The organism is Mesorhizobium sp. CO1-1-11, assembly GCF_020164995.1.
In the GTDB taxonomy this organism is placed as follows: Bacteria; Pseudomonadota; Alphaproteobacteria; order Rhizobiales; family Rhizobiaceae; genus Mesorhizobium; species Mesorhizobium australicum.
The window spans coordinates 112,786-120,129 of sequence record NZ_JAIUHE010000022.1 but is presented as its reverse complement, the minus strand read 5'-3'; the positions used below and the strand labels follow the sequence as shown (position 1 = coordinate 120,129).

The window sequence follows — 7,344 nt, the reverse complement described above, 5'->3', positions numbered from 1 at the left end:
GTCGACCGCGCGATCCGGGAATCCAATCTGGGCTTCAACCCGATCGTCGATGGCACCAATCTGAGGATTCCGCTGCCGGAGCTCAACGAACAGCGCCGCAAGGAACTGGTCAAGATCTCGCACGGCTACGCAGAGAACGCCCGTGTCGCCGCGCGCCACGTGCGCCGCGACGGCATGGATTTCCTGAAGAAGGCGGAGAAGGACGGCGACATCAGCGAGGACGATCAGCGCAAGCGTTCCGACCAGGTCCAGAAACTTACCGACGAAACCATCAGCACCATCGATCATCTGCTTTCCGACAAGGAAGCTGAAATTATGCAGGTTTAGGGTTGGCCCTTGGCTGACCCGAAAGCGAGATCATGACAACGCCCGCGCATGTCGCGATCATCATGGATGGAAATGGACGCTGGGCCAAGGCGCGCGGTATGCCGAGGCTCGCCGGTCATCGCGCCGGCGTCGAGGCCCTGCGCAAGGCGGTGCGCGCCGCCCCGGGTCTCGGCATCTCCTTCCTGACCGTCTACGCTTTCTCGTCGGAGAACTGGTCGCGGCCGAAGTCCGAGGTCAGCGACCTTATGGGTCTGTTGAAGCTGTTCATCCGTCGCGACCTTGCCGAGCTGCACCAGAGCGGCGTACGGGTCAGGATCATCGGCGACCGCACAGGGCTGCAGGCGGACATCAGGGGGCTGCTCGACGAGGCCGAATCGCTGACGATCCACAACACCTCGCTGACGCTGGTGATCGCCTTCAATTACGGCGGACGCGACGAGATCGTCCGCACGGCGCGCAAGCTTGCGGCGGCCGTGGCGCGCGGCGAAATGGACAGCGAGGCTATATCAGCCGAAAGCTTTGCCGGCTCTCTCGACACGCAAGGCATTCCCGATCCGGAGCTGGTCATCCGCACCAGCGGCGAACTGCGCCTGTCCAACTTCCTGTTGTGGCAGGCCGCCTACAGCGAACTCGTCTTCCTGCCGTGCTACTGGCCGGACTTCAACCGCGAGCATTTCGCCGAGGCCTTGCGCGAATATGCTGGCCGTGAGCGCCGCTTCGGCGGACTGGGCCCGCAGGACGTTGCTTCGCGGCCGGCCGCGGGATGAGCAACCTTCAGCTGCGCGTCATGTCGGCTGTCGTGCTGGCCATTGTGGCCCTCGGCCTGACCTGGCTCGGCGGCCTGCCGTTCCGGCTGCTGTGCGCCGTCATGGCGGCAATGATCTTTTACGAGTGGACACGCATGTCGCGGCCCGCCGCGGCCGACGGGCTTGGTTTTCTCCCGGAAGCGCTAATGGTCATTTTCGTCGGCGCCTTGATTGCCGGCCTGCCCGCACGGTGGCTGCTGCCGCTCGTCGTGATTCTGGTTGCGACAGCGGCGATCACCGCTGGAGTTCGCAAGATCGGCCAGTGGGACGCCAGCGGCCTTGCCTATGCCTGCATGTCGGGCCTGTCGCTTGCCCTGCTGCGCGACGGCGACCATTCGGGCCTCGTCGCCATTCTGTTCCTGTTCGCGGTCGTCTGGGCAACCGACATTTTTGCCTATTTCGTCGGGCGTGCCGTCGGCGGGCCCAAACTGGCGCCTTCGATCTCGCCCGGCAAGACCCGCAGCGGCGCCCTCGGCGGGGCGGTTGGTGGTGTCGTGGCAGGGCTTCTGCTTGCCGCCTTCGCCGGCGCCGGCAACCTGGCGTTGCTGGGTATTGTGGCGCTGGTGCTGTCGATCGTCGCCCAGGCCGGCGACCTCTTCGAATCCTGGGTCAAGCGGCGGCACGGCCGCAAGGATTCTGGCGTGCTCATCCCTGGGCATGGCGGCGTCATGGACCGTGTCGACGGGCTTGTCGCGGCCGCTCTTGCCCTATACGTCATCGGCTGGATCGCGGCGGGCGCCGAGCATCCGGCACAGGGGCTGTTTCCCATTTGAACGGTGTCATTCCACGATCTGGCGCGGGCGCCTTGGATTCGCCTGTATTGATGTCACAGTCACGCAGCGACGCGGAAGAACTTGAGGGCCTGAATTGAACGAGATTCTTCACGCGATTTTCAGCACGGAAGGCCTCTTTCTCGGCACGCTCGTGCCGTTTCTCTTCGTTCTGACCGTCGTGGTGTTCGTTCACGAGATGGGCCACTATCTCGTCGGCCGCTGGTGCGGCATCGGGGTCAGGGCCTTCTCAATCGGCTTCGGTCCGGAGCTCATCGGCTTCAACGACAGGCATGGTACGCGCTGGAAGCTTTGCGCCATACCGCTTGGCGGCTATGTCAAGTTTGTCGGCGACATGAACGCCACCTCCAGCCAGCCGACATCGGAAGAACTCGAAACGCTGACCGACGAGGAACGCAAGGTTGCCTTCCACACCCAGGCGATCTGGAAGCGCGCGGCAACGGTGGTGGCCGGGCCGCTGTTCAACTTCCTGCTGACGATCGTCGTCTTTTCCGTGCTGTTTGCCGCCTATGGGCGTTATGTCGCGGAGCCCATGGTGGCGGAGGTTACAACAGACAGTCCCGCGGCCAAGGCCGGCATCTTGCCAGGCGACCGATTCGTCAGCGTTGACGGCAGCAAGGTCGAAACCTTCGGCGACGTGCAGCGGCTGGTCTCGGGCCGCGCCGGCGACACCATCACCTTCGTCATGCTGCGCGGCGGCAAGGAGGTCACGGTGACCGCGTCGCCGCAGCTGATGGAGCAGGAGGACGCGCTCGGCAACAAGGTCAAGGTCGCCGTGATCGGCGTCGTCAACAACAAGGAACTCGGCCAGCCCCGCCTCATCACCTACACCCCGGTCGGAGCCGTTGCGGCGGCCGTTGAGGAAACCGGCCACGTCATCGAGCGCACCGGACAGTTCCTGCAGCGCTTCGCCGTCGGGCGCGAGGACAAGTGCCAGTTGGGTGGCCCGGTCAAGATCGCCGACATGGCCGGCAAGGCGGCCAAACTCGGTTTTGAATGGCTGGTGCAGCTCGTCGCGCTGCTGTCCGTTGGGATAGGCATTCTAAACCTTTTGCCGATTCCCCCCCTCGACGGCGGCCATCTGTTGTTCTACGGGGTGGAGGCCGTCATCCGCCGGCCGGTGTCGGAACGGATGATGGAAATGGCCTATCGGGCCGGTCTGCTTCTGGTGCTGTGCTTCATGGGGTTCGTGTTCTGGAACGATCTCTTTGGGTGCTGAAATCATGAAGGAATTTGGCCTGAGCATGGCGGATGTTGAGACGCCGTTTACCATGCACGGGGATATGAGTGACGCGAAAGCCACGCACCAGGGTTAAGTAAATACAAATTAACCAGAAGCCTTGCGTGTAGGGAAAATCCGGTTAATACGGTAGGGGAAATGACCGCACGTCCGGTTTTCTCGCCGTGGGGACTACGAGAAAAGGTTATTAAGCCCGATGAAGGCAGCATCCAAGTTTCTAAACGCCGCGTCAGCGGCGGCACTGTCCGCCGCTCTGGTCGTACCAGGTGCGCTCGCAGTGCAGTTCGTTGCCACATCGGCGGCCGAAGCCGCGGTCGTAAGCCGGGTGGAGGTGAGCGGCAACCAGCGTGTCGACGCCGATACCATCCGCAACTACATCACCATCAAGCCCGGCAAGGCCTTCTCCAGCTCCGATGTCGATAGCGCGGTCAAGGCGCTGTTCGGCACCGGCCTGTTCTCGGATGTCCAGATCAACCAGGTCGGCTCGACCCTGGTGGTCAAGGTTTCGGAATACAAGGTCGTCAACCAGGTGCTGTTCCAGGGCAACAAGAAGCTCAAGGACAACGCGCTTCAGGCGGCGGTTCAGCTGAAGCCGCGCGGCACGTTCTCTCAGGCTACGCTGGATTCGGATGTCGAGGCGGTCAAGGCCGCCTACAGGCGCATCGGCCGTGACGATGCCGGCGTGACCGCGCAGATCATGGAGCTTGGCGACAACCGCGTGAACGTGGTCTTCCACATCACCGAAGGCGATCGCACGCAGATCGCGGCAATCAATTTCGTCGGCAACAGCGCCTATTCCAGCCGCCGCCTGTCTGATGTGATCAACACCAAGCGCTCGTCCTGGGTCTCGTTCATCCTGCGCGACGACGTCTACGACGAAGACAAGCTGCGCGCCGACCAGGAGCTGCTGCGCCGCTTCTATTACAATCACGGTTATGCCGACTTCCAGGTCGTGTCCGCCGTCGGCGAGCTCGACAATGCGACCAACAAATACACGGTCACCATCACCGTCCAGGAAGGCGAGCGCTACAATTTTGGCGACATCAGCGTCGAAAGCACGATTCCGGAAGTCGACTCCAAGTCGCTGGAATCGGTGGTCGAAACCCGCAAGGGCGATGTCTACAATGCCAAGAACGTCGAAGACTCCATCATTGCGCTGACGGAGAAGGTGGCTGGTTCCGGCTATGCTTTCGCCCAGGTGACACCGCGCGGCGACCGCAACTTCGAGAACCACACGATCTCGGTGGTCTACACCGTCGACCAGGGCACCAAGGCCTATGTCGAGCGCATCGAGATCCGCGGCAACGACCGCACGCGTGACTATGTCATCCGTCGCGAATTCGATGTCAGCGAAGGCGATGCGTTCAATCAGGTGCTCATCCAGCGCGCGAAGAAGCGTCTGGAAGACCTGAACTATTTTGACAAAGTCGACATTTCGACCGTGCCTGGCTCGGCCCCTGACCAAGTCGTGCTGGTGGTCGACGTGGTCGAGAAGTCGACGGGTGAATTCTCGGTTGGCGCCGGCTATTCGACCGGCGGCGATTCGGCTGGACCGTCCGTCGAAGGATCGATCACCGAGCGCAACTTCCTCGGTCGCGGCCAGTTCATCAAAGTGTCGGCGGGTGGCGGCAAGAATTCGCGCGACTACAGCCTGTCCTTCACCGAGCCCTATTTCCTCGGGCGGCGCATCGCAGCCGGCTTCGACATTTTCAAGTCGACGCGGGAATACAACAACAATTACGACAGCGACACCACCGGCGCGACGATCCGCTTCGGACTGCCTATCACCAACAGCATCACGACCCAGTTGGCGTACAACATCTCGCAGGAGAAATATAAGGTCGACGATAGTTGCGGCCCTACCGATCCTCCAAATCCTCCCGGCGGCACCTGTAACATCTCGCAGGCCATCCTGGACGGCATCGATCAGAGTCCGTGGATTAAGTCCTCGGTCAGCCTGGGACTGGTTTATAATACGATCGACGACATGAAGAACCCGCATGAGGGTATCTACGCCAACACGACCGTGGAGGTCGCGGGTCTCGGCGGCGATGCCAAATTCGTGAAGATCACCGGGCGCGGCAGCATCTACCAGACGCTGTCCGAGCAGCTTGACCTTGTCGGCCTCCTTTCGGGTGGTGCAGGACATGTCGAGGGTTACGGCAGCGACGGCGATCTGCGCATCTTCGACCACTTCCAGAGCACCGATCGAATGATCCGCGGCTTTGCCTACGGTGGCATCGGCCCCGTCGCTTCCGGCACCAGTGGCGATCACCTTGGCGGTACGACCTATTTCAACGCTTCGGCCGAGGCGCAATTTCCACTCCCGGTTATTCCCGAGAGCTTCGGCTTGCGTGGCGCGGTGTTCGCCGATGCGGCGACGCTCTACGGCAACAAGATTGCCGATCAGTCACTGGTCAATCAGGACTCGACCGGCTTGCAGATACGCGCCTCGGTTGGTCTCGGCCTGATGTGGGCGTCTCCGTTCGGCCCGATCCGTATCGACTATGCAATCCCGGTCAAAAAGGAAGCGAGCGACGACGTGCAGGAATTCAACTTCGGCATATCGACCCGCTTCTGATCGGCGGCCAACGATGCTCCCGGGTTTTGGATCCGGGAGAAATGTTCCGACCTAGCTGGATATAGCTTCTGGAATGACCGATCCGGTGTTCTTCGCGCCATCACGCCGGTATACGGCGGCCGAAGTCGCGAATCTGACCGGCTCGGTGCTTGTCGATTCCGGCCAATCCGACGTTTTGATCGAAGCGCTGGCGCCGGCCAATGAAGGCGGCGCCAATACGCTTGTCTTCGTCGACGGCAGGCGTAATTCCGCGCTGATGCCGTCGCTGCGGGCGGCGGCGGTCCTGTGCACGGCCGAATTCGCAAACAAGGCGCCTTCCAGCGTCGCTGTCTTGACTCATCCACGGCCGCAGCAGGCTTTCGCGCTGGTTGGGCGCCTGCTGTTCCCGACAGCCGCCACGCCGGGGCCAATGACCAGTGAAACCGGTGTTTCGCCGCATGCCCATATCGATCCGACGGCGCATGTCGAAGCCGGTGCTATCATCGAGGCCGGCGCGGTCATCGGGCCAGGTGTCTCGATCGGCAGCGGCACCGTCATTGCGCCCAACGCCGTCATCGGACAGTCCTGCCAGATTGGCCGTGACGGTTATGTCGGCCCGGGCGCCAGTATCCAGTACGCTCTGATCGGCAATCGGGTCATCATCCATGGTGGCGCCAGGATCGGCCAGGACGGCTTTGGCTTTGTCGGCGGCGCCAAGGGGCCGGAACGTGTTCCACAGATCGGACGCGTCGTGATCCAGGACGATGTCGAGATCGGCTCCAATTCCACCGTCGATCGTGGCGCCATGTCCGATACGATCATCGGGCAAGGCACCAAGATCGACAATCTCGTTCAGATCGCCCATAACGTCCGCATCGGCCGCAATTGCATTGTGGCCGGACTGTCGGGTATTTCCGGTTCCGTGGTGGTGGGTGACAATGTCACCATGGGCGGCGGCGTCGGGCTTGCGGATCATCTGACGATTGGTACAGGTGCCAAGCTTGCAGCCAGAAGTGGATTTATGAGCAATGTTCCCGCCGGCGAGATCTGGGGTGGCTATCCGGCGCAGCCGATGGCGGAAGCCATGCGAGAGATAGCCATGTTGCGCACGATGGCCAGGGCACGCAAGCAGGGCAAGGACAATGGCTGACATGGTGGCGGCGACAACGCTGGAAGCGGTCGACATATTGGGGCTGATGAAGCTCCTGCCGCACCGCTATCCCTTCCTGATGATCGACCGCATCGTGGACATCGACGGCGACGACTCCGCCATCGGCATCAAGAACGTGACCATAAACGAGCCGCATTTTCAGGGGCATTTCCCGGAGCAGCCGGTGATGCCTGGCGTGCTGATCGTCGAGGCCATGGCCCAGACGGCCGGAGCCATCTGCATCCGCAGCCTCGGGGCGTCGAAGCCATCGCTGGTCTATTTTCTGACCATCGACAACGCCAAATTCCGCAAACCGGTCGTCCCCGGCGACCAGTTGAAGATCCATGTCAAGAAAATCAAGAAGCGCGGCAACCTGCTCAAATTCGCCTGTGAAGCCCTGGTCGAAGGTACCAAGGCGGCCGAGGCCGAGATTTCAGCCATGATGGTCACCGGCGACTGACGATCGAGTG

At 61.9% G+C, this 7,344-nt stretch carries 7 protein-coding genes; all 7 read left to right on the top strand.

Going from position 1 to position 7,344, the window contains the following annotated elements; all coding sequences use genetic code 11:
* On the top strand, window positions 1-327 hold a 327-nt coding region (locus LB554_RS24035; RefSeq protein WP_224587276.1), incomplete at its 5' end, for a ribosome-recycling factor.
* Between the two features lie 32 nt (window positions 328-359).
* A complete protein-coding gene (locus tag LB554_RS24030) occupies window positions 360-1,094 on the top strand; it encodes an isoprenyl transferase (protein WP_140664120.1) in 735 nt (244 codons plus the stop codon).
* Complete coding sequence (locus LB554_RS24025; RefSeq protein ID WP_224587273.1) at window positions 1,091-1,906, top strand: phosphatidate cytidylyltransferase; 816 nt, start codon at window positions 1,091-1,093, stop codon at window positions 1,904-1,906. The genes LB554_RS24030 and LB554_RS24025 overlap by 4 nt, the downstream gene beginning before the upstream one ends.
* 94 nt (window positions 1,907-2,000) lie before the next feature.
* Window positions 2,001-3,143 (top strand): RIP metalloprotease RseP, encoded by a 1,143-nt coding sequence (gene rseP / locus LB554_RS24020; RefSeq protein WP_015317787.1) that lies wholly within the window; start codon window positions 2,001-2,003, stop codon window positions 3,141-3,143.
* Between the two features lie 217 nt (window positions 3,144-3,360).
* Window positions 3,361-5,745 (top strand): outer membrane protein assembly factor BamA, encoded by a 2,385-nt coding sequence (bamA, locus tag LB554_RS24015; protein WP_140873816.1) that lies wholly within the window; start codon window positions 3,361-3,363, stop codon window positions 5,743-5,745.
* 73 nt (window positions 5,746-5,818) lie between these two features.
* The gene (gene lpxD / locus LB554_RS24010; RefSeq protein WP_224587271.1) at window positions 5,819-6,874 is read left to right on the top strand and encodes a UDP-3-O-(3-hydroxymyristoyl)glucosamine N-acyltransferase; all 1,056 of its coding nucleotides are present in this window, start codon (window positions 5,819-5,821) and stop codon (window positions 6,872-6,874) included.
* Complete coding sequence (gene fabZ, locus LB554_RS24005; protein WP_015317790.1) at window positions 6,867-7,334, top strand: 3-hydroxyacyl-ACP dehydratase FabZ; 468 nt, start codon at window positions 6,867-6,869, stop codon at window positions 7,332-7,334. The genes lpxD and fabZ overlap by 8 nt, the downstream gene beginning before the upstream one ends.
* The last annotated feature ends 10 nt before the right edge of the window (window positions 7,335-7,344 follow it).

What these genes read in the sequence shown, in the direction of transcription:
- LB554_RS24030 (WP_140664120.1), top strand. Translation starts at nt 360, where the DNA reads ATGACAACGCCCGCGCATGTCGCGATCATCATGGATGGAAATGGACGC.
- LB554_RS24025 (WP_224587273.1), top strand. Translation starts at nt 1,091, where the DNA reads ATGAGCAACCTTCAGCTGCGCGTCATGTCGGCTGTCGTGCTGGCCATT.
- bamA (WP_140873816.1), top strand. Translation starts at nt 3,361, where the DNA reads ATGAAGGCAGCATCCAAGTTTCTAAACGCCGCGTCAGCGGCGGCACTG.
- lpxD (WP_224587271.1), top strand. Translation starts at nt 5,819, where the DNA reads ATGACCGATCCGGTGTTCTTCGCGCCATCACGCCGGTATACGGCGGCC.
- fabZ (WP_015317790.1), top strand. Translation starts at nt 6,867, where the DNA reads ATGGCTGACATGGTGGCGGCGACAACGCTGGAAGCGGTCGACATATTG.